This window comes from Anabaena sp. PCC 7938 (assembly GCF_049315035.1).
GTDB classification, from domain to species: domain Bacteria; phylum Cyanobacteriota; class Cyanobacteriia; order Cyanobacteriales; family Nostocaceae; genus Anabaena; species Anabaena cylindrica.
Genome location: NZ_CP186034.1, coordinates 4,631,682 through 4,652,049, shown reverse-complemented (window position 1 = coordinate 4,652,049; position 20,368 = coordinate 4,631,682). Strand labels below are relative to the sequence as shown.

Genomic DNA, 20,368 nt, shown 5'->3' with positions numbered 1-20,368 from the left:
TACTTCATTTACTTATAAGTTGCTGTATCAAACATCGTCTAAAAGCAGAAAAATGGAAATTATTCAGGTGGTAATTCTTGTTGTTTTAAGGGTATTGTAATTACAAATTCTGTACCTTGCTCAGGAGCAGAAATACATTTTAAATTACCACCATGTTTTTCTGTAATAATTCTGTAACTAATAGACAAACCTAAACCTGTACCTTTGCCTACTGCTTTGGTGGTGAAGAAAGGTTCAAATAAGCGCTTTTGGATATTTTCAGGAATGCCATAACCATTATCTTTGATGTGAATAATTACCTCTTTATTGGTGGTGATTTCAGTATGTATCTGGATTTGTGGTTGCTCAATTTTTTGTCCATTCAAAATTGATTCTTCTAACGCATCAATTCCATTAGCAATTATATTCATAAATACCTGATTTAGTTGTCCAGCATAACACTCTATTGGTGGTAAGTTACCGTATTTTTTAATTATTTGAATTGCTGGACGATTAGATGTAGATTTGATTCGATTTTGTAAAATTAGCAGTGTACTATCAATACCATCATGAATATTTACAGCTTTCATTTCTGCCTCATCTAGCCGAGAAAAATTTCGTAGAGATAGTACTATTTCTCTGATTCTTTCAGAACCAATTTCCATGGAATGCAATAACTTAGGTAGGTCTGCTATTACAAAATTTAAGTCTATGGCTGTGATTAATTTTTGTATTTCTGATTTGGGCTGGGGATAATGCTGCTGATAAAGTTGGATGAGTTGAATTAAATCTTGGATATATTGATTAGCTGGGCTGAGATTGCCATAAATAAAGCTAACTGGGTTATTAATTTCGTGTGCTACACCTGCCACCAATTGACCCAAACTAGACATTTTTTCACTTTGTACTAATTGAGTCGCTAATAGTTGTGCTTCTGCTCTTAATTGAGCTTCAGATTGTCGTAATATTTCCTCTGCTTGTTTGCGTTGGGTGATGTCGTGAACAATGACGACATATTCTTGAAAATCTTGATGAAGTCGGTCTGAGATGGAAACTTCTAGAGTTCTGATTTTATGATGATGGTGTAGGGTATGTTCACCTCGATTTTGCCATTCTTCTGGATGTTCAGTTAATTCGGGGAGAAATTTTTTGAGGTGATATCCCAATAATTGGGATGGGTTGAAACCAAAAAAATCTTCTGTTGCGGGGTTTGCTTGACGAATAATACCCTGTTCATCTACGACTAAAATAGCATCTTGGGCAATAGTAAATAGGTGTTCTGCTGATTCTCGTGCTTCCGCTAAGGCAATTACTTCGGGTAAACTTGTCCAACAAGCGATCGCAACTCCCACAAATGCTACTGTAATCAACAAGATGACAATCAGATTTTTGGTAGTAGTGTTCGGAGGTGCATTCAACAGCCAAACAAAAATGCAACCTGCTAAAACTGCACCACATAACAGAAACATCAATATTCCCACTTGTATCAATAGGGAATCTTTGACCGGTGTACGTCTTTGTGATTTATACTGCCTTATCCACCAATGGGAACGGAAAATAGGAAGGGGAAGATAACGGACGAAAGCATCCATCACTAATACAAAAAAGGGCGCTAATAACCCGGCTAGAAAATCTTGCCAACCCCACGCGTAGGCAGTTACTAACAGAATTACAGCCTCTAGAATATAAAAAACTAAAGATAGTTTTGGCCATAATACGTCGGCTTGATTTCGTTTTCTCCATAACCCCAAGTGCATAAGCATGAATGCTACAAACCAAGCCACATTCCCCACGATGACGATTTGAGATATGTCTCCCCACAGAAAGTAAATTATACATATACATAAACTCAAAACTAGTGCTGAACCAAAGACTCCACGAGAGGAAACTAGAGAAAATACCTCTGCTAAATGCTTATCTCTAGCTAACTGGTAAATAATTCGGGGGGAATTAGAAACAGCGGTTGCTGAACCGAGTAAACAACATCCAGCGAGTAAAAAAGTGATGGTGATAGGGGCAAAGTTCCCCCAAAATTGGGAAGCAGCGGCAACAAGGTTAAGATAAGCATCATCCCCTAAATCTGACAGGGTAGATAAACGAATTATTACCCAAGAACCACCAATAAAAATAGGTGGCATTAACCAAGTTGCAATATTTAGGAATTTTAAGGTTTCTTGAGGATGACGACTATCAGCGACAAAAGAGGAAACGGTTTCACAACTGTAGGCTGTATAGCTGATAAAAAAGAACCATTTAGCCCAATTTATAAAACTTAATGATGACCAATGTTCAGGAAAAAAGCCGGGACTATGGGGAGAAAAAGCTAAAAAACCGAGTCCTTGTAGACAAAATGATAAGAGCAAAAGTAAAGCCGGCAGTGAAAATAATAGATGTAAAATACTTAAGGCACGACTGCCACTAAAGGCAAGAACAAAAGGTAGGAGAGTAAAACCGAGTTTGAAAATTAGTTCTGGGCAGGTAATACCCAATACACCCAGATTAGATTTAATCATCTCTGTGATGATCACCGCATTGAGTGGGACAACGGAAAGCCAAGAGATGAGATACCCAATTGCAGCATAACGGGCAATAATGGGGTGGCCATTCCATAACCGGGCTATGTAGTTAGGAGTACCACCAGACACATCTAATAAATTTCTACCTAGATGCTTAACTTGATAGTTGATTAACATTCCCACAATGATGGCAGGAACCCAAACAAATATAGCTGCCGTTCCCAAGTCCGCATGAACTGTTGCGACTAATGTAGGCCAACTGAGATGGTTGGTGATACCGAAAGTCCAGGTTTCCAAAGTAGTCATGCTTCTTGGTAAACTTTGGAATGCAAACTGATGCGAGACTGGACTAGAGAGACGGGACATAAATCTTTTATTTTTTCTTAAGGGTAAAAAATTGGTAGGAGAAAAATTTTAAACCATGAGTGGTAAATTAATTGTATTTGAAGGGGTGGAAGGTTGTGGTAAAACTACTCAGATGCAACTGTGTAATCAGTGGTTACATAGTTTAAGTGTATCCGTAGTGTTGACTCGTGAACCGGGAGGAACAGAGTTAGGTTCACATTTACGACGGTTATTGCTGGAAAAATCGGAAGATAAGCCGGTGGGGGAAGTAACAGAATTATTGTTGTATGCTGCGGATAGAGCGCAACACATTGAGCAGGAACTAAAACCTAATTTAGCAGCGGGAAAATATATTTTGTGCGATCGCTATACTGACTCTACCATTGCCTATCAAGGTTATGGCAGGGGCTTGAGTATGAGTATCATTAATCAGCTTAATAACATTGCTACTGGTGGGTTAGAAAGTGATTTGACTATTTGGCTAGATGTTGATGTGGAAGTGGGACTAGCGCGGAAACGTGGCAGTGAAGCTGCACTAGATAGAATAGAGCAAGAAGCGATCGCATTTCATCATCGTGTCCAACAAGGATATACAGAATTAGCTGCAACTTACCCAGCCCGAATTTTCCGAGTAGATGGGAGTTTGAGTAAAGAAGTTGTGCAACATACTATCAAACAAATTTTGAGCGATAGATTTTTTAATTCGTAATTCGTAATTCGTAATTGAAGATAATTAAATACAAGATGGTTAGTATGAATAGTTATGTAGCAATTACAGATAGGACAAAACTATTTGCAATTAGGATAATTAAAGCTTGTTGTTTTTTGGATGAACAATCAGGAATCTATCGTACATTATCTAAACAATTACTTCGTTCTGGAACTTCTATTGGTGCAAATGTCCGAGAGGCTCAATCTGCTCAATCCGATAAAGACTTTATTCACAAATTAGAAATAGCTCTCAAAGAAGCGAGAGAAACTCAATATTGGTTAGAAATATTGATAGAATCGGAATTAGTAGATAAAACAAGATTTAACTTACTCCTCCAAGAAGCAAACGAAATTGGTAAAATCCTAGTCGCGTCCACAAAAAAACTCAAAGAAAAATAACCTCCTCATGCCAATTACGAATTACGAATTACGAATTACGAATTATGTTTTCCCCATTAATAGGACAAAAACAAGCAATAGAATTATTAACCCAAGCTGTTAAACAAAACCGCATTGCCCCAGCTTATATGTTTGTTGGTGCTGAAGGTGTAGGACGAAGTTTAGCAGCTAAATGTTTCATTGAATTGCTGTTTTCTATTTCCGTAGAACCACAGCAAATACCCACCTTACACAATCGGATTCGTCAAGGAAATCACCCTTCCTTATTTTGGGTACAACCAACTTATCAATATCAAGGACAAAGATTAACAGCAGCCGAAGCAGCAGAAAAAGGAGTGAAAAGGAAAGCACCTCCGGTAATTCGCTTAGAACAAATTCGAGAAATTACTCAGTTTCTTTCTCGTCCACCTTTAGAGGCACCAAGAAACGTAGTTGTTTTAGAACAAGCCGAAACAATGGCCGAAGCAGCTGCAAATGCTTTACTCAAAACCTTAGAAGAACCAGGACAAGCGACATTAATTTTAATTGCACCTTCTGCTGAGTCTGTTTTACCGACCTTAGTTTCCCGTTGTCAGAAGATTCCTTTTTATCGACTAGATACAGCCTCTGTGGCTCAAGTGCTGACCCAGACAGGGAATAAAGAGATTTTGCAGCATCCAGAAGTATTGAGTTTAGCTGCTGGTAGTCCTGGAAGTGCGATCGCATCTTACCAACAATTACAAACAATTCCCAATGAACTACTCCAACAACTAACAAAAGCGCCTAAATCTTACCGCAATTCTTTAGAATTAGCCCAAAGAATTGATAAAGAATTAGATACAGAAGCGCAATTATGGTTAATTGATTATCTACAACAGTCTTACTGGCAACAAATACATCAACCGAAAATTATTGAACAATTAGAAAAAACCAGAAAAAATTTACTTTGTTATGCTCAACCTCGTCTAGTTTGGGAATGTACATTTTTATCAATATTACAAATATCGCAGTTGCGTTGATTTTGAGCCGAAATTATGATCATTATGCACTATAATTTATTTAGTAATTTTCAATTTTTAATTGTTTATGTCTCCTTGGACTAGCCTTGTGACAGTGCTGGCACTGATTGTTTACTTTGTGGTGACAATTAATGTTGGCAGAGCCAGATTTAAATATAAAATTAGTCCTCCTCAAACAGTAGGAAACCCAGATTTTGAAAGAGTGCTGCGCGTTCAACAAAATACCTTAGAACAACTGATTTTATTTTTACCTGCTTTATGGTTGTTCTCAATTTATATTAGTCCAATTTGGGCTTCTGCTTTAGGTACAGCTTGGGTGATAGGACGCATTACTTATGCGTGGGGATATTATCAAGCAGCCGAAAAGCGGGGTATCGGTTTTGCTATTAGTTCTTTGAGCAGTATGGGATTAATTTTAGGTTCACTAATTGGAATTATTTTAGATTTGGTGAAACTGCCAGGTATCTAGTAGCATTTATAAAATTTCAACTGTCTGATAGCGTCGCGTAGCGCAAGCCATATCAGGATTTGGGGATTTACAGGATCAACAATCTCAAGACAATGTATGGTTAATCCTGCTAATCCTTTAATCCTGTAAATCCTGATTCAGACATTTACTATATTGGCTATATTCAGAAATTTATAAACAAGCAGTACGTTTTCCTCACCCAACCTACAGCGAATAATTTACAATAATTCTGAACTAGATAAAAATGAGCAGATAAACAATTTGTATCTGTAGCAGCAATAATTTAAATTTCTGTTATTTTCAGCACAAAGTAATAATTCTTATATGTACAGCACTAGACATCAAAATATATGCCTTTTATTTCATAATAATTAAAGAAAGCAAAGGTAGCCAGATTAGCATTATTTCCTTTCTTGCTCTCTCTTAATTCTAAAAGTTCAGCTTTTAGTTTTTTGACAATTTATAAAAATTTACGTAACCTGAAAAATAGGTCTAGTAAATCAAAACCCCAACAGCGATTTAGTCTAGCTATACTAAAAACTGTTCAAAAGTGTCATTCTGAACGAAGTGAAGAATCTCCGAGATACTTCTCTACGAGACGCTCCGCGAACGCTGCACTACGTTACGCTCAGTATGACATAAGTCCAGATTTCACCCGTTTGCAGTATACATCGAGAATTGCTGTTACAGACTGTTGTTATGAGCATAAAACTTAACCCAAAATCATTCACTATACATTGGGTATTGGAAGTAGAAAATTTTCTAATGACTAAAGTGTGATTTTTGATAACGACAATAATTGATAGATATCAATTATTTAAATGTGGCAGAGGAGTAGTCAATAAATCCAGGAGAATTCCATGTTCGAGTCCTTAACGTCGCTAAACGAGCATAATTTACCTTATCCAGATCCACTGCATCCCATCGTAGTTCACTTCGTAATTGCGATGATACTGTTTGCATTTTTCTGTGATTTAACTGGCTTTTTAACTGGAAAAACCCGCTTCTTTGAAATAGGTTGGTGGAATCTATTTGTAGCCACAGTATCCATTTTCATTGCCATTATCTTCGGTCAATTTGAAGCAGGTTTAGCCAAACCTTACAACCTAGTCAAATCAGTATTAAATTACCACACCTTAATCGGTTGGTCACTGTCAGGAATTCTCGCTGCAATTACAGCTTGGCGTTATGTACTCCGCACTCGTGACCCGCAAAGATTACCAATTCATTATTTAGCAGTTGGGTTACTTTTAACCATACTTGTTGGTTTTCAAGTATATCTCGGTGATGAATTGGTGTGGGTTTATGGAATACACACAGTGCCAGTTGTGGAAGCCGTAAAGGATGGAATCTTACCATGAACTCAGAATTAATTGATCAAGTCAGCGCCCAAATGGGAGCAAATGGATTACCTTACACAATTCCGATTCACCCCAATTTAGTCCATCTCACTCTTGGTTTATTCATCATTGCCATTATCTTTGATATAGCTGGTGTACTTTTTCCCTTAGAAAACTGGCTGTTTAAATATTTGGGTTTAGCTGTTGAACGCGCCCAATTATTTGAAGTTGGTTGGTACAACATGGTAGGCGCTGCTGTAATTACATTTTTCACAGTTGCGGCTGGTTTTTATGAAATGTTGTTAGCAACTCCACCAACAAATTTAAAAAGTGCTTGGGGTTTGCAAGCAATGGAAACCATGATGTGGCATGGTGTCGGCGGAGTTTTCTTATTAGCTTTGATGATTGCCATGACTTTTTGGAGAGGATGGCAACGTTATATTTCCTGTAAAGATTCAGATCAACAAGTGCGCTGGAGTTATTTATTAGCAGGAATTTCCATCATGTTTGTTATGTATCTACACGGCACATTAGGAGCGCAATTAGCAGGTGAATTTGGTGTACATAACACTGCTGATAACTTATTGAGAATGGGACAAGACATCAATAAGGTATTGGGGACTGGGAATTAGGGACTGGGGACTGGGAAGAATACCCAATTACCAATTACCACTCACCAATTACCAATCACCAATCACCAATGACAAATTATGAACATCCGGCTGATTTTAAATCTTTTGACCTTGATGACTGGGGGGTTGATTGTCACAATTACCAGTATCTTCATTGGTAAACAGGCTTATTCCTGGCTTCCCCCCCAAGGCGCTGCTGAATCTCATCTTGTTGATGATTTATTTAGCTTTTTAGTGACATTAGGTGCTTTCATCTTTTTGGCTGTTATCAGTACCGTTTTGTATTCTGTCACCTTCCACCGCGCCAAAAGCTACGATTTGAATGATGGCCCACACATTGAAGGTAACGTCACCCTAGAAGTAGTGTGGACAATAATACCCATCATGTTGGTATTGTGGATTGGCAGCTACAGTTACCAAGTTTACGAAGAAATGGCTATTCAAGGCCCAGCCCAACTGGTACATCTGCATAATCCCATGGAAATGGAAACTGCCTATGCAGAAGAAAAAGCAGTACCGATTGAAATTGCGGGTGAACCCTTAGAAAAAATTGACGTACTAGCCAAACAGTGGTCTTGGGTATTTCATTATCCTGAAAAAGATATTACCAGTACAGAATTGCATTTACCGAGCGATCGCAGAATTCGTTTAGCCCTACAATCAGAAGACGTACTCCACGGCTTTTATATTCCCGCCTTTCGCCTCAAACAAGACATCGTTCCCGGTAAAACCATCGACTTTGAATTCACACCCATTCGCCCCGGCAAATATAGCCTCACCGATTCCCAATACAGCGGTACATACTTTGCAACCATGCAAGCCAACGTGATTGTCGAAACTCCTGAAGAGTATCACGAATGGTTAGAAAAAGCTGCAAACCACATCCCCACACCCGCAAAAAATCAAGCAGCCAGCGAATACGCCCAAACCAGCAACCAAAGCATAAAAACTGGTTGGGAAAGAGTTAAACCTGCTGCACCTCCAGTAGTTAATTTTTCGGGTTAATTCATTCTTCCTTTGCGCCTACTCTTCGAGATCGCGAAACGCGATTGCGTGAGCCTTCCTATTTAGAAACCAACCAATGACTAACATTCCCATTCGCATTGCTGGTGAAGCACATCACCACGAAACGCCCAACAACTGGAAAACATACTTCACCTTCAGCACAGACCATAAAGTAATAGGTATTCAATACCTCGTTACCTCCTTTATCTTCTTCCTTGTCGGTGGTATCTTCGCCATGATCTTGCGGGGAGAACTTATCACTCCCGAATCTGACTTAATAGACCGCACCGTTTATAACGGAATGTTCACCATGCACGGCACAGTCATGCTGTTCCTGTGGACATTTCCCTCCCTCGTTGGTTTAGCTAACTACCTCGTACCCATCATGATTGGGGCGCGAGACATGGCATTTCCGCGATTGAATGCCGTTGCCTTTTGGATGGTTCCAGTAGTGGGAATCCTCCTCATGTCCAGCTTTTTTGTACCTGGTGGGCCAGCCCAATCTGGTTGGTGGGCATATCCTCCCGTCAGTTTACAAAACCCCACAGGTCATTTAATTAACGGTCAAGTTCTGTGGTTATTAGCCGTAGCTATTTCCGGCGTTTCCTCCATCATGGGTGCGGTCAACTTTGTTACCACTATCGTCAAAATGCGCGCCCCTGGCATGGGTTTCTTCAGAATGCCCTTATTTGTGTGGGCAGTATTTAGCGCCCAAATCATCCAATTATTTGGACTTCCTGCATTAACTGCTGGTGCAGTCATGCTGCTACTGGATTTAACAGTTGGTACTGCCTTTTTTGACCCCAGCAAAGGCGGAAACCCGGTGATGTTCCAGCATTATTTCTGGTTTTACTCCCACCCAGCAGTTTACGTAATCATTCTGCCTGTGTTTGGGATTTTCTCAGAAATATTCCCTGTTTACTCCCGCAAACCTTTATTTGGTTATAAGGTAGTTGCAGTTTCTTCCATGTTAATTGCCGTAGTTAGTGCGATCGTCTGGGTACACCATATGTATGTCAGTGGTACACCAGGCTGGATGCGGTTAATTTTCATGATGACAACAATGTTTGTCTCCATCCCTACAGGGATTAAAGTATTTGCTTGGGTAGCAACAATTTGGGGTGGAAAAATTAGATTAACTACACCAATGATGTTTGCTTTGGGTGCTTTAGTAATGTTTGTATTTGCTGGTATTACAGGAATTATGCTTTCTTCTGTACCAGTAGATGTTCACGTTAACAACACCTATTTTGTAGTTGGTCACTTCCATTATGTTCTTTACGGAACAGTGACAATGGGTTTGTATGCAGCCATCTATCACTGGTTCCCCAAAATGACAGGGCGGATGTTTAATGAAGGTTGGGGACAAATTCACTTTTGGTTAGCATTCATCGGTACTAACCTCAACTTTTTACCCATGCACCCATTAGGTTTGCAAGGGATGTTACGCCGAGTTGCTTCCTACGCACCAGAATATACTTTCTGGAATGTGATCGCTAGTCTTGGTGCATTCTTATTAGGAATGTCCACCTTACCCTTCATTTTTAATATGTTGGTTTCTTGGACACAAGGTGAAAAAGCACCTGATAATCCTTGGAGAGCAATTGGTTTAGAATGGATGATTTCTTCTCCTCCTCCTGTAGAAAACTTTGAAGAAATTCCCATCATTATTAGCGGACCTTACGGCTACGGAAAATCAGATCCATTAACAGCCAACCTGGAACGCCAAACAACATTACAAAACGCAGAATAATGCAGAAAAAAGAAGGACGCAGAAAACCTCTGCGTACCCTCTGCGTTTTCCCTCCGCGTTCCTTTGCGTTTAAAACTCAAAAGGAGAAATTACCCAATGGATAGTTCTATTCACCCTGAAGAATTGCATCATGCCAGCCATGAACATGAACATGACGAAGAAGGCAATAAAATGTTTGGTTTTATTGTCTTTCTCTTATCTGAAAGTGTCATTTTCTTAAGTTTTTTTGCTGGCTATATTGTCTACAAAACCACAACTGTTAACTGGCTTCCTGCTGGTGTTTCGGGACTAGAAATTACAGCACCGACAATTAACACAATTATTCTGGTTTCTAGCAGCTTTGTAATTTACTTTGCAGAAAGATGCTTACAACGTGACAATTTACAGGGATTTCGCCTGTTTTTGTTGGCTACAATAGCAATGGGTAGCTACTTTTTATATGGTCAAGCTGTAGAATGGAGTGAATTGGAATTTGGGTTTACTTCCGGTACTTTTGGCGGGATGTTTTACCTGTTAACCGGTTTTCACGGGTTGCACGTTTTTACCGGGATTTTATTGCAGTCTATTATTTTGATTCGTTCTTTCATTCCCGGTAATTACGATACTGGTCACTTTGGTGTCAATTCGACTTCATTATTTTGGCACTTTGTTGACGTTATCTGGATTATTTTGTTTCTGCTTATCTACGTTTGGCAGTAGGGATTTTAGTACGCGAAAATCAATTATTTATTTAGGGGGTTTAGCAATGCTAAACCCTTGTTATTCGACAAAATAAGCAAGTTTTTTTACTTTTAAAATTACTAATTTATCAAAAGTAGAAGTAGCCTTTTCATGGTAAAATATTAAGACATTTCTATGATAAAAAAAAGGATTAACTTTGTGTATTTATCTAGCCAACTTGTAAGATAATTATCAACAATACAGTTCAGTTAAGAATTTATTTTTCTCTGTGTCCTCTGTGCCTCTGCGGTATGCTTACAGCACGCTACGCTAACGTTTTAAAAAAGAGTTTTAGGCTTAAATGAACCGTATTGAATTATCAAACTCCACAAAATCACTCACTACTTCCCTAATTTTCTACCAAGGCATAAAATATCAAATACTTCTTGTATCCGAATAGGTAAATAAAAGCAATATTATCTATTCCTTGAGAAATATTTATAAGAATACGGATAATTTATACATAATTAAATCATTGAATTCAATATGATATTTAACTGTAAATTTAATACTTAGTTTTACCAAAACAAGAGAAGATAGATGGATAGATATAGCAATCTTTGCAGAAGTTGTGAATATCACTTATTAAGGTAGGTAACAGGTAAGTAGGAAGATTTGAATTTTGTTAGCGCAGCGAGAAGGGGAGACGCTGCACGAACGAGCGTCATTTTTAATTCAGATCGCAGCAACGTGACGATTAGTCTTGATTTTATTCCTTGAGCAAGGTTTTAGCCTATGAAAGTTTCCCATGAGTTAATTCCTGCTGCTTCTCTAAACTTAAATGAGGTGACAATCGACGTTCGAGGACTCTACAAACACTATGGTAAAACCATTGCAATTCGGGGACTCGATCTGCAAATCCGCCGTGGCGAATTGTTTGGATTGATTGGGCCTGACGGTGCAGGTAAGACAACCACATTCAATATTTTGGGTGGCGTGATGGAAGCAACCGCAGGCGATGCTAAAATTCTGGGATTACCTGCCCGTGATGCTCGAAATTATACTGGATATCTCACTCAACAATTTTCTCTTTATCCCGATCTGAGTGTGGATGAAAATATCTATTACAGTGCAGGATTACGACTTGTCCCCGAAAATCAACTGGAAGCGCGACGCAGCAAGTATCTGAAGTTGATGCAACTCGATTCATTCCGCGATCGCCTTGCCGGTCGTCTTTCCGGTGGGATGAAGCAAAAGTTAGCTTTGTGCTGTGCATTGATTGCTGAACCGCAAGTATTATTACTGGATGAGCCAACAACTGGAGTCGATACCATTGCTAGGCGTGAGTTTTGGGATATTCTGGCTGGATTAACTGCCCAAAATATTACCGTACTAGTTGCGACTCCCGATCTAGATGAAGCCGAACGGTGCGATCGCGTGGCATTAATTTACAATGGACAAATTCAGCAAATGGGTTCTCCCGCAGAACTCAAGGGTAATTTAGGCTTAAATCGCTTAATTATCCGCACTTCGCAGCTAATTCAAGCAGAAAAAGCACTGACTGTCACAGGTGAAATTGCAGAAGTTTCTACACTAGGCGATCGCTTGGAAGTTTTGGTAAAAGATGTGAAATCGGGGATTGCCTTTGTGCGCGATCGCTTGACTCAAAATAATGTGCAGTTCGAGAAAATTCAACCAGAATCACCCACACTAGAGAACGTTTTCACCACACTCCTACGCCAAAAAGGTTCTGTACCAAAATCTCTGGCATTTCCGCGAGTCAAAAGCTTGGCAATATCTGAACCTGCAAAGGCGAAAATAGCGATTTCTGCACAGAATCTCAATCGCGTTTTCGGTTCTTTTCACGCCGTTGTGGATTTGAATCTTGATATCCGCTATGGCGATGTTTATGGACTTTTGGGGGCAAATGGAGCGGGAAAAACCACCGCCATCAAAATGCTATGTGGACTATTACCAATTAGTTCTGGCGAAATATCCCTGGCTGGAGAAACAGGTAATCTTCGCAGTGCAGAATTGCGGCAACGTATCGGCTATATGAGTCAGAAGTTCACCCTCTACGATGATTTAACAATTCTGGAAAATTTGCAGTTTTATAGTGGTGTTTATGGCATTCCACCCCGTCAGCAGCGAGAAAAAATTAGTTGGGTGTTATCCATTTCGGGATTAGAAGGACAAGAACATTTACTGACACGACAACTCCCCGGTGGATGGAAGCAACGGGTAGCATTTGGCGCATCTGTAATTCATGAACCGGAAATTTTGTTTTTAGATGAACCAACTTCTGGCGTAGATGTTTTAGCACGGCAGCAATTTTGGCAATTGATTAATGATTTTGCTCGTCATGGGACGGCAATTTTGGTGACAACCCATTATATGAACGAAGCAGAACAATGTAGCCGGATGTGTTTTATGGTTGCAGGGCGGAAAGTTGCCGAAGGTTCTGCCAGTGAGATTAAAGCCGCACAACCTGGTCAATTATTTGAGTTAAAAATTGGCGAACTGCAAGGAAGTTACGATCGCTTACGGCAATTTCTCGAACCGTGGCGTGTCTCAATTTTTGGCGATCGCCTCCACGTTGTTTTAGATCATCCTACCGCAGAACTGCCCCAAGTGCGGTCTTATCTGCAATCGGCAAATCTCTCCCTTACAGATATTCAACCCATGCCATTTTCCTTAGAAGATGCGTTTATTGGGGAAGTGCAACGAGCCGGAGGTGCGCCGCCATGATGATTCGCCGCATTCGCAATCAGTTATTCAAAGAATTAGAGCAGTTTGTGCGCGATCGCTTAGGTGTTGCCCTCGCCTTCATTTTACCTGTAATTGCCCTGCTAATTATTGGCTATGCAATTCGGCTGGAAGCAAAAAACATTGCTCTGGCGGTGCGGGATCTCGATCAGACAAGCTTCAGCCGGAGTTATGTTGAACGACTATACGCCACCAATTTATTTGTCCCAGCGCAATGGAAAGGCGATTCTCTTTCAGAGACGCTTCGCGAACGCTTTCCCGATGCGATCGACCGGGGAACGGCTCAAGTGCAAGTTACGATTCCACCAGACTTTACTGCTGAGGTACAAGCAGGCAAAACTGGAAATCTGCAAGTTGTGATTGATGGCAGTGATGTGATCAACGCACGGGTAACAAGATTGGCGATTCAGGGAACAACTTTGTCATTTGTACAAGCCCAACTCGGTAAACTTGCTGACTCTGTTGGTGTAATTTCTCAGGTGCGACTCTGGTTTAATCCGGGACGACAGGAATCATTATTTATTGTACCTGGAAGTTACGGAGTGATTTTAGCCATCTTTCCGCCGTTGTTGATAGCGATCGCATTAGTGCGAGAAAAAGAACAAGGGACAATTCTACAGCTTTACGCCTCTAGCCTCAGTGCCTGGGAACTATTGCTAGGTAAATCCTTAGCCTATACCCTCGTGGGATTGGGAGAAGCTTTAATTCTGTTTATTGTCGGTTTTTTGTTGTTTCAAGTGCGCGTGATTGGCGATCCCACCCCCTTAATTATTGGCACTCCCATATTCATCTGGGTAAGTGTACAACTCGGATTAATCATTGGCATTTTCACTACCACCCAAAGCGCGGCTGTACAAGCGATCGGCACAATTAAAGTGCTGACTGCCTTTTTGCTGGCAGGATTTTTGTTTCCCCTCAATACAGTGCCGTTTCCATTTTCCATTGCTTCCTATTTAGTCCCCGTGCGGTATTACATCGAACTGTGTCGGGATGTATTTGTGAGGGGTTCAGGCTGGTTTGGAACTTGGCATCTCATCGGTGCTTTGCTGCTTTTGGGAATTGTCGAGTTTGCGATCGCTTGGTGGGGAATGCGACGAATGCAACTATAGAGATAATTTCTTACTTGTACGTTGGTAAATATTTAGATTTTTTAGCACGAACCGCATCAACCTTCAAATCTAAATCTTGTTTTAGCTGGGATTTTTCAAAAATATTAATAATCTAAGTCACATCTGTGGAATGTAGATTTTCGCTTCAGATCCCCAAGCCTCAACCATTCTTTGAGCATCTAAAAGCTCACTGGTAGAGCCTTGAAACTTATAGCCACTGGTGTTTGTTTGCTGGAGGTTTGATGTCCTTTGGGTTGTATCTTCTGGTTCTAAAACAAGATAATCTGGCAAATTATGGTAATGAGTATCTCTAGCCAGAGCCACTGACAAGCCAGATATAACGCATACATCTAGAATACGAGGTTTTCCATAAATAATCTTTTCAGGTAGCCATGCTAACATCACGACATGAGTTTGATCGAACTGAAAGTGATTCTGGCTATCGTTTGAACCGCGCGGTTATTTCTGTCGCTAACGGAAACCATGCCTTAATCTCCAATCCTGGTGTTGGTTGAACATTTCCTACAAAAATTGTGTCTGGAAACCCTGGATCTTGCCTCTCCCACACTCCAAATCCAGCAAAATCATCTTGCTTATTTAAGAATTCAACGGTATTAAATTCGATCAGATTTCCAAGTAAAGGTGAAAGCTTTGAGATTACTTTAGTTAAATTGACAGATGCATTTACGGTCACTGGTTTAGACACATCTAAAACATCAAACGTATGCCCCGATAAATCAGCTAAATACTGCGAGGCGAGTCTGATTACATCTGGTGTGTTCATAATCTTTCCTCACAAGATGCTTCAGATATTTGTTGTTCAACTTTCTTAAGAATGGCGCAAGGGTCTACGCCAATCACGCGAGTAACTATGAGAAACTCAACAACATCTAAGCGTCGCTCACCATTCTCATATTTAGCAACGAAAGATTGAGGTTTTTGAAGAGATTTGGCGAGAGATTCCTGAGTAAGTTGTGCTTCTTTTCGAGCCGCAATCATACAATGACGAAATATGTCATACTCATAGCTAGATATAGATTTCATCGTGCTTTGTTTTTCGCACTATATTTTACGTCCATTACAATAAACCTAATTTGGGATAATCCCAAATTAGGATAATGGCTGTGTTAGATTCAACACTCACGTATCTCAATAACGCGCTAGAGCGGATGAGCGAAAGACTATGGTTCTGATACAAAGGCTATCTATCGCCGTAAGCAGGTGTTAGAAAGTATTCGTGATATTGACCTTATTGATTGGGCATCTGAAGCTTTTGGTCAGTTGATGCTCTACCAGAGGAATTAGTTGACCAAGGATTAAATTACGTGTAAATGTTGCAAAATCCGATTCAGATTACACCTGGAGTTTGCGGGAAGCACGAATTAGAAATACACGAATTCCCGTATGGACTTTGGTAGCATATCGTCAACAAGGTGCGCCGGATGAAGAATTATTGGCAAATTATCCTGGATTGACTGCGGAAGATTTAAGTGCAGCTTGGCATTACTACGAACAAAATCCCGAACAAATCGATCGAGAAATTGCCCAAGATGATTTAGTTTAAAAGTTGATTGCGATCGCTGTTGAATATTGCAGACTTAAGCGATCGCAAAACATAATAGCTATCATTACCAATCAGCTTGACTGAGAGCCTGAATGGAATTGTCCAGCCCTGGGGTAGATTCAGGTAGAAGGAATTTCATTTATTATTAGGTCGGATCGAGTATTAGCGATGCCCTTGGCAACCACTTTGTGGTATCGCCGATTTTTAAATATATCTAATTCCTGAAGACTAATGCTGAATCGTCTTCCCTTTGCTGCTTTTGGGGATGGCTGAGTTTGCGGTGAATGCAACTATCCAATGAAGCGAATTCATCATAATGTAATTCACGAGGATAAAATCTATGAAATGGCAACAATTAATTCTGGGTTTTATCGTCACTATTTGCTTAATATTTGCAGGTAATGCCCTAGCGCAGACTGACATCAATATCAACAATACCAACCTGATTCGCTTTGGTGGTAGCGTCACCGTACCAGAGAATCAAGTTGTCGAAAATGCCTTCGCTTTTGGGGGGAATGTTACAGTATCACCTAATGCTAGAGTTTTGGATACTGCGATCGCATTTGGGGGAGATGTCATCCTCAAAAAAGGAGTACAGGTAGAGGGTGATGTTTACTCCTTTGGGGGCAAAATCGTCAAAGAAGAAGGTGCGAACATTGGCGGTAGCTATACAACTAATGATCAACCTGGGATGATGGATAGTTCCAATCGAGATAGAGGTAGCTTCTTCTACACTATTTCTCTCGGTCCCATTTTTAGAATTGGTAACGCCGTACTAGCAGCTATTCTCGGACTAATTATTTTACATACCAATCCCCAGTTCCTGCCTTCTTTGGCTACAAAATTGCGTCAACACCCCAGTTTGGCTGTTTTATGTGGAATGGGAGCGATCGTCGGCATTATCTTTGTGATTGTGTTTCTAGCGATTACGCTGATTGGTATTCCTCTGATTCCACTACTAAGTCTGACAGTGATTATCACTTCTCTAGTCGGATCATTAGCCGTGGCACTTTTTGTTGGTCAAAGTCTAGCCAGTAATCGTAATTGGTCGTTACAGCAGCAGTTTTTGGTAGGTTTAGCAATCCTCACAGTTCTGACACTAATTCCATTTTTCGGAGGTTTAATAGTTTTCCTAGTCAATATGTTCGGCTTGGGTGTCATCTTGCTGTGGAAACTTGGTAGAGAAAAACCTCAAATAGCGCCTGAGTGAGGGCATTCTCCTGACTTTACCTGTGGCTATGGATCAGGAGATTGAGTTGCAAATCCCATCTACAACGCTCAAAGAGTGGCAAAGGATTTCGGCTCATTGATTGACCCTAAAAACCAGCCATCAAATCTAAATCAAAAACCTTCATTTGAGCTTATTTAAGTTTAAGAAAATACATGATTTACTTGCCTTTAATTTCAATCCTGTTGCTTTTTGGACCAGCACTTGCAGCAATCTCCATGACGCGATCGCTCACCACCCGTGGACATTTAGTTTTGTTAAGTATATGTATCCTCTACGGAATTTTTCCATTCTTAGTCACTTGGGGGGGAATGGGTTTAGCTGAACGCTTTGGTTGTTCAGCAGAAGCAGTTCGCTTTATTTGTCCGTCCTCATCTTGGCTTGGAGACGTGATTTCGGGAATGTTCATGGCTCACTGGCTGGCGATTTTCGCTATTCCATCAGCCATTTTCGGTGCGATCGGACTACTGATTTCTTTGATTCTCAAGGTCAAGCGATCGCAGTCCAATACTCCTGTCATACCAAGGATTGTATTTCATCGCAGTCGTCATAAAGTTTTCGCAGGTGTGTGTTATGCCCTTTCTCAGCTATGGAATTTACCAGTCATGGGTGTGCGGATTGTGGCCGTTATTTTAGCGATCGTCATCCCTGGATTTATTTTTCTGTACTTTTGGTGTTGGTTGGCATTCCCCATCGAATCGCGCTCTCAACAACAACCTGTAGGAGAACAATCATGAGTCTACGCAAACATCATCAAAATCCTCTGAGAAAAATAGATTTTTTCAAATTAGAGATATCACATTTTTGGCAAAGTTCTCAGAAAAAACAAAAATATGAACCAAAATAAGCAATCGCTTAAGCAAATCGGACTTTTTCTACTTTACACTTTTTCCATAACATGGTTTTGTTGGTTAATTATTATCATCGGAAACAGATATTTTAATGCTCTTTGGTATGGTGAGCCTTTATTTTGGATACTGGACGTAATTGGTGGTTTAGGTCCAGCCATTAGTTCCTATATTATTTATCGACAGTTCCAGGAAGATTTTCGTGAAAAATCTTTTGTTAAGTATATCTTTGGCAAAAAAATAGATAAAAAAGTGTGGCTGATATTTGGATTATTCTCACTCTGGCGTTTATTTATGATTTGGATCGCTTTTGGAATTAATAAGCCTATATCAATTCTATCTATAATTATTAATTTGCCGCTACTTATCCTTTTCGGTGGATTAGAGGAATTAGGCTGGCGGGGGATTTTGCAACCTAAATTAGAAAAGTTGGTTAATTATTTACCTTCTGTCCTTATTGTGGGAATTATATGGAGTATATGGCATTTGCCATTATGGTTTATCAAAGGAACAGTCCAAAGTTCATTTCCCTTTGGATTATATTTATTTTCAGGAATCATTTTAACGTCTAGCTTTACAACTATTTATAAATACACAAATAACTTATTTCTCTGTGTATTAAGTCATGCCTGGTTTAATGGATGTATTGGGTTAGCTTTATATATAGGTAATACTGGAGCATTGCAGCTAAATTTAAATTGGAAAGTAATTCTTGTTTTTTCCATTGAGCTAATAGTATCAGTCATTTTAGGAATAGCATATAGTCGCAAAAAAAACATTTTTTGTAGTTATGCCATCCGATAGTTACGCAGGATTTAATTAATCCATCTTTATCTGCGTCCATCTGCGTTTAATGATTCTTGATATTTGATTCTATGCAACTTCATATTAATTTGGTATTAAAAAATCAATGATGATAAATCGCCGCCTATTGGCTTTGTTAATCAAAGAAAGCACTGAACTATTGCGTAATCGCCAACTGGTTATTTTTCTCACAATCGCCCCAATTATTTCAATGGTGATTTTTGGCTATGTGATGAATTCCAATGTGACGAACTTACGACTGAGTATTTTGGATCAAAATCAAGTAACAATCAGCCGAGATTTTGTTGATGCGTTTACTGCAAATCGTGTGTTTCTAGCATCTCGCCACACCAACAGTCAACAAACTCTTACCCAACAAATCGAACGGGGTGAAGTCGATGCTGGATTAATCATTCCACCTAGTTTTGATCGGGATTTGCTACAAACTGGGAAATCAGAAGTTCAGGTTGTGGTTGATGGAATTAACGCCTACAGTTCTGGACTTGCAAAGGGCTATGTCAGCCAAATTACAACTCAATTTAACTTAGATTTACTCCAACGCTATCAACCTGTGTCAACTGGGCTAGAAGTCCCCGTTCAAACTGAAATGACGCTGCGCTACAATCCCGGAATGCTTGATAGTTGGTTTTTTGTTCCTGGTGTGCTGGGGGCAATCATCACCTTGAGTGCCATTCTGGCTGCGGCTGTGGAAGCGGTTCGAGAAAAGGATCAAGGAACACTAGAACAGTTGTTGATGACTCCAGTTGCATCGACTTATATTTTGATTTCTAAAATTGTGCCGATATCTGCTTTACTCACAGGTACATTGCTGATTTGTTTCCTCGTTGCTCACTGGGTTTTTGCCTTACCTTTTCGCGGAAATTTATTTTTATTACTGCTGTTTTCCATTCTCTACATTCAGATTGGTGTTGCCATTGGACTGGCAATTTCCACATTTTCTGAGAACAAATTGCAAACAATTTTGATTGGGATATTTCTCAATATTCCCATTATTTTATTAGGCGGTGCGGTGACGGCGGTGAATAGTATGCCGCTTGTATTTCGCTGGATTGCCCAAATTAATCCGCTTTATCATTACTTGATCATTCTCCGCAGCATTCTTCTTAAAGGTGCAGGTTTGGAAGTTTGGGGTTTAAATGCGATCGCCATGATTGTATTTGCCCTCGTGACAGTTCTGGTGAGTGCAAATCGCTACCGTAGTCAATTAAGTTAACTCAGGGT

General features: G+C 39.9%; 20 protein-coding genes. 16 read left to right on the top strand and 4 right to left on the bottom strand.

Features of this window, described 5'->3' with window-relative positions:
* Nucleotides 1-59: 59 nt before the first annotated feature.
* A complete protein-coding gene (locus ACOWPH_RS21120; RefSeq protein ID WP_015217349.1) occupies nucleotides 60-2,861 on the bottom strand; it encodes an amino acid permease in 2,802 nt (933 codons plus the stop codon).
* A gap of 55 nt (nucleotides 2,862-2,916) precedes the next feature.
* Between ACOWPH_RS21120 and tmk the strand changes: the two genes are divergently transcribed.
* The 11 genes from tmk (at nucleotide 2,917) to ACOWPH_RS21065 (ending at nucleotide 14,682) form a co-directional block, all read left to right on the top strand.
* Nucleotides 2,917-3,549: a dTMP kinase gene (gene tmk / locus ACOWPH_RS21115; RefSeq protein ID WP_015217348.1), complete on the top strand. Its 633-nt coding sequence runs from the start codon at nucleotides 2,917-2,919 to the stop codon at nucleotides 3,547-3,549.
* Between the two features lie 44 nt (nucleotides 3,550-3,593).
* Nucleotides 3,594-3,950: a four helix bundle protein gene (locus tag ACOWPH_RS21110; protein ID WP_015217347.1), complete on the top strand. Its 357-nt coding sequence runs from the start codon at nucleotides 3,594-3,596 to the stop codon at nucleotides 3,948-3,950.
* Between the two features lie 44 nt (nucleotides 3,951-3,994).
* Nucleotides 3,995-4,948, top strand: coding sequence for a DNA polymerase III subunit delta' (gene holB / locus ACOWPH_RS21105; protein ID WP_015217346.1), 954 nt, complete (start codon nucleotides 3,995-3,997; stop codon nucleotides 4,946-4,948).
* A 67-nt stretch (nucleotides 4,949-5,015) separates the two neighbouring features.
* Nucleotides 5,016-5,417: an MAPEG family protein gene (locus ACOWPH_RS21100; RefSeq protein WP_015217345.1), complete on the top strand. Its 402-nt coding sequence runs from the start codon at nucleotides 5,016-5,018 to the stop codon at nucleotides 5,415-5,417.
* A gap of 860 nt (nucleotides 5,418-6,277) precedes the next feature.
* Nucleotides 6,278-6,778: a DUF2231 domain-containing protein gene (locus tag ACOWPH_RS21095; RefSeq protein ID WP_015217344.1), complete on the top strand. Its 501-nt coding sequence runs from the start codon at nucleotides 6,278-6,280 to the stop codon at nucleotides 6,776-6,778.
* Nucleotides 6,775-7,389 carry a DUF2231 domain-containing protein gene (locus ACOWPH_RS21090; RefSeq protein WP_015217343.1) on the top strand — a complete coding sequence of 205 codons (615 nt, stop codon included), beginning with the start codon at nucleotides 6,775-6,777 and terminating at the stop codon, nucleotides 7,387-7,389. Before ACOWPH_RS21095 ends, ACOWPH_RS21090 begins: the two co-directional genes overlap by 4 nt.
* A 78-nt stretch (nucleotides 7,390-7,467) precedes the next feature.
* A complete protein-coding gene (locus ACOWPH_RS21085; protein ID WP_015217342.1) occupies nucleotides 7,468-8,394 on the top strand; it encodes a cytochrome c oxidase subunit II in 927 nt (308 codons plus the stop codon).
* 76 nt (nucleotides 8,395-8,470) lie between these two features.
* Nucleotides 8,471-10,147 carry a cytochrome c oxidase subunit I gene (ctaD, locus tag ACOWPH_RS21080; RefSeq protein ID WP_015217341.1) on the top strand — a complete coding sequence of 559 codons (1,677 nt, stop codon included), beginning with the start codon at nucleotides 8,471-8,473 and terminating at the stop codon, nucleotides 10,145-10,147.
* 96 nt (nucleotides 10,148-10,243) lie between these two features.
* Entirely contained in the window at nucleotides 10,244-10,846 is a 603-nt protein-coding gene (locus tag ACOWPH_RS21075; protein ID WP_015217340.1) for a cytochrome c oxidase subunit 3, read from the top strand.
* 756 nt (nucleotides 10,847-11,602) lie between these two features.
* Complete coding sequence (locus tag ACOWPH_RS21070) at nucleotides 11,603-13,555, top strand: ATP-binding cassette domain-containing protein (protein ID WP_015217339.1); 1,953 nt, start codon at nucleotides 11,603-11,605, stop codon at nucleotides 13,553-13,555.
* Nucleotides 13,552-14,682, top strand: a complete 1,131-nt coding sequence (locus tag ACOWPH_RS21065; protein ID WP_015217338.1) for an ABC transporter permease — start codon at nucleotides 13,552-13,554, stop codon at nucleotides 14,680-14,682. The genes ACOWPH_RS21070 and ACOWPH_RS21065 overlap by 4 nt, the downstream gene beginning before the upstream one ends.
* A gap of 117 nt (nucleotides 14,683-14,799) precedes the next feature.
* Here the strand turns inward: ACOWPH_RS21065 and ACOWPH_RS21060 are convergent, their stop codons facing one another.
* The 3 genes from ACOWPH_RS21060 to ACOWPH_RS21050 are packed head-to-tail and all read right to left on the bottom strand — an operon-like array spanning nucleotide 14,800 to nucleotide 15,726.
* Nucleotides 14,800-15,084 carry a hypothetical protein gene (locus ACOWPH_RS21060; RefSeq protein ID WP_199327413.1) on the bottom strand — a complete coding sequence of 95 codons (285 nt, stop codon included), beginning with the start codon at nucleotides 15,082-15,084 and terminating at the stop codon, nucleotides 14,800-14,802.
* 37 nt (nucleotides 15,085-15,121) lie between these two features.
* Nucleotides 15,122-15,466, bottom strand: a complete 345-nt coding sequence (locus ACOWPH_RS21055; RefSeq protein WP_199327412.1) for a hypothetical protein — start codon at nucleotides 15,464-15,466, stop codon at nucleotides 15,122-15,124.
* Complete coding sequence (locus tag ACOWPH_RS21050; protein ID WP_015217337.1) at nucleotides 15,463-15,726, bottom strand: helix-turn-helix domain-containing protein; 264 nt, start codon at nucleotides 15,724-15,726, stop codon at nucleotides 15,463-15,465. Before ACOWPH_RS21050 ends, ACOWPH_RS21055 begins: the two co-directional genes overlap by 4 nt.
* A 322-nt stretch (nucleotides 15,727-16,048) precedes the next feature.
* Here ACOWPH_RS21050 and ACOWPH_RS21045 point away from each other — a divergent pair, with 322 nt between their 5' ends.
* The 5 genes from ACOWPH_RS21045 (at nucleotide 16,049) to ACOWPH_RS21025 (ending at nucleotide 20,360) form a co-directional block, all read left to right on the top strand.
* Nucleotides 16,049-16,246, top strand: coding sequence for a DUF433 domain-containing protein (locus ACOWPH_RS21045; protein WP_015217336.1), 198 nt, complete (start codon nucleotides 16,049-16,051; stop codon nucleotides 16,244-16,246).
* A 340-nt stretch (nucleotides 16,247-16,586) separates the two neighbouring features.
* Nucleotides 16,587-17,456: a hypothetical protein gene (locus ACOWPH_RS21040; RefSeq protein WP_015217335.1), complete on the top strand. Its 870-nt coding sequence runs from the start codon at nucleotides 16,587-16,589 to the stop codon at nucleotides 17,454-17,456.
* 173 nt (nucleotides 17,457-17,629) lie between these two features.
* A complete protein-coding gene (locus ACOWPH_RS21035) occupies nucleotides 17,630-18,211 on the top strand; it encodes a PspC domain-containing protein (protein ID WP_015217334.1) in 582 nt (193 codons plus the stop codon).
* Nucleotides 18,212-18,307: 96 nt separating this feature from the next.
* A complete protein-coding gene (locus ACOWPH_RS21030) occupies nucleotides 18,308-19,126 on the top strand; it encodes a CPBP family intramembrane glutamic endopeptidase (protein WP_015217332.1) in 819 nt (272 codons plus the stop codon).
* A 106-nt stretch (nucleotides 19,127-19,232) separates the two neighbouring features.
* Complete coding sequence (locus tag ACOWPH_RS21025; protein WP_015217331.1) at nucleotides 19,233-20,360, top strand: ABC transporter permease; 1,128 nt, start codon at nucleotides 19,233-19,235, stop codon at nucleotides 20,358-20,360.
* Nucleotides 20,361-20,368 lie beyond the last annotated feature (8 nt).

What these genes read in the sequence shown, in the direction of transcription:
- ACOWPH_RS21025 (WP_015217331.1), top strand. Translation starts at nt 19,233, where the DNA reads ATGATGATAAATCGCCGCCTATTGGCTTTGTTAATCAAAGAAAGCACT.
- ACOWPH_RS21060 (WP_199327413.1), bottom strand. Translation starts at nt 15,084, where the DNA reads ATGTTAGCATGGCTACCTGAAAAGATTATTTATGGAAAACCTCGTATT.
- tmk (WP_015217348.1), top strand. Translation starts at nt 2,917, where the DNA reads ATGAGTGGTAAATTAATTGTATTTGAAGGGGTGGAAGGTTGTGGTAAA.
- ACOWPH_RS21075 (WP_015217340.1), top strand. Translation starts at nt 10,244, where the DNA reads ATGGATAGTTCTATTCACCCTGAAGAATTGCATCATGCCAGCCATGAA.
- ACOWPH_RS21030 (WP_015217332.1), top strand. Translation starts at nt 18,308, where the DNA reads ATGAACCAAAATAAGCAATCGCTTAAGCAAATCGGACTTTTTCTACTT.
- ACOWPH_RS21100 (WP_015217345.1), top strand. Translation starts at nt 5,016, where the DNA reads ATGTCTCCTTGGACTAGCCTTGTGACAGTGCTGGCACTGATTGTTTAC.
- ACOWPH_RS21120 (WP_015217349.1), bottom strand. Translation starts at nt 2,861, where the DNA reads ATGTCCCGTCTCTCTAGTCCAGTCTCGCATCAGTTTGCATTCCAAAGT.
- ACOWPH_RS21040 (WP_015217335.1), top strand. Translation starts at nt 16,587, where the DNA reads ATGAAATGGCAACAATTAATTCTGGGTTTTATCGTCACTATTTGCTTA.
- ACOWPH_RS21050 (WP_015217337.1), bottom strand. Translation starts at nt 15,726, where the DNA reads ATGAAATCTATATCTAGCTATGAGTATGACATATTTCGTCATTGTATG.
- ctaD (WP_015217341.1), top strand. Translation starts at nt 8,471, where the DNA reads ATGACTAACATTCCCATTCGCATTGCTGGTGAAGCACATCACCACGAA.
- ACOWPH_RS21095 (WP_015217344.1), top strand. Translation starts at nt 6,278, where the DNA reads ATGTTCGAGTCCTTAACGTCGCTAAACGAGCATAATTTACCTTATCCA.
- ACOWPH_RS21085 (WP_015217342.1), top strand. Translation starts at nt 7,468, where the DNA reads ATGAACATCCGGCTGATTTTAAATCTTTTGACCTTGATGACTGGGGGG.
- ACOWPH_RS21090 (WP_015217343.1), top strand. Translation starts at nt 6,775, where the DNA reads ATGAACTCAGAATTAATTGATCAAGTCAGCGCCCAAATGGGAGCAAAT.
- ACOWPH_RS21065 (WP_015217338.1), top strand. Translation starts at nt 13,552, where the DNA reads ATGATGATTCGCCGCATTCGCAATCAGTTATTCAAAGAATTAGAGCAG.
- ACOWPH_RS21055 (WP_199327412.1), bottom strand. Translation starts at nt 15,466, where the DNA reads ATGAACACACCAGATGTAATCAGACTCGCCTCGCAGTATTTAGCTGAT.
- holB (WP_015217346.1), top strand. Translation starts at nt 3,995, where the DNA reads ATGTTTTCCCCATTAATAGGACAAAAACAAGCAATAGAATTATTAACC.
- ACOWPH_RS21070 (WP_015217339.1), top strand. Translation starts at nt 11,603, where the DNA reads ATGAAAGTTTCCCATGAGTTAATTCCTGCTGCTTCTCTAAACTTAAAT.
- ACOWPH_RS21035 (WP_015217334.1), top strand. Translation starts at nt 17,630, where the DNA reads ATGATTTACTTGCCTTTAATTTCAATCCTGTTGCTTTTTGGACCAGCA.
- ACOWPH_RS21110 (WP_015217347.1), top strand. Translation starts at nt 3,594, where the DNA reads ATGAATAGTTATGTAGCAATTACAGATAGGACAAAACTATTTGCAATT.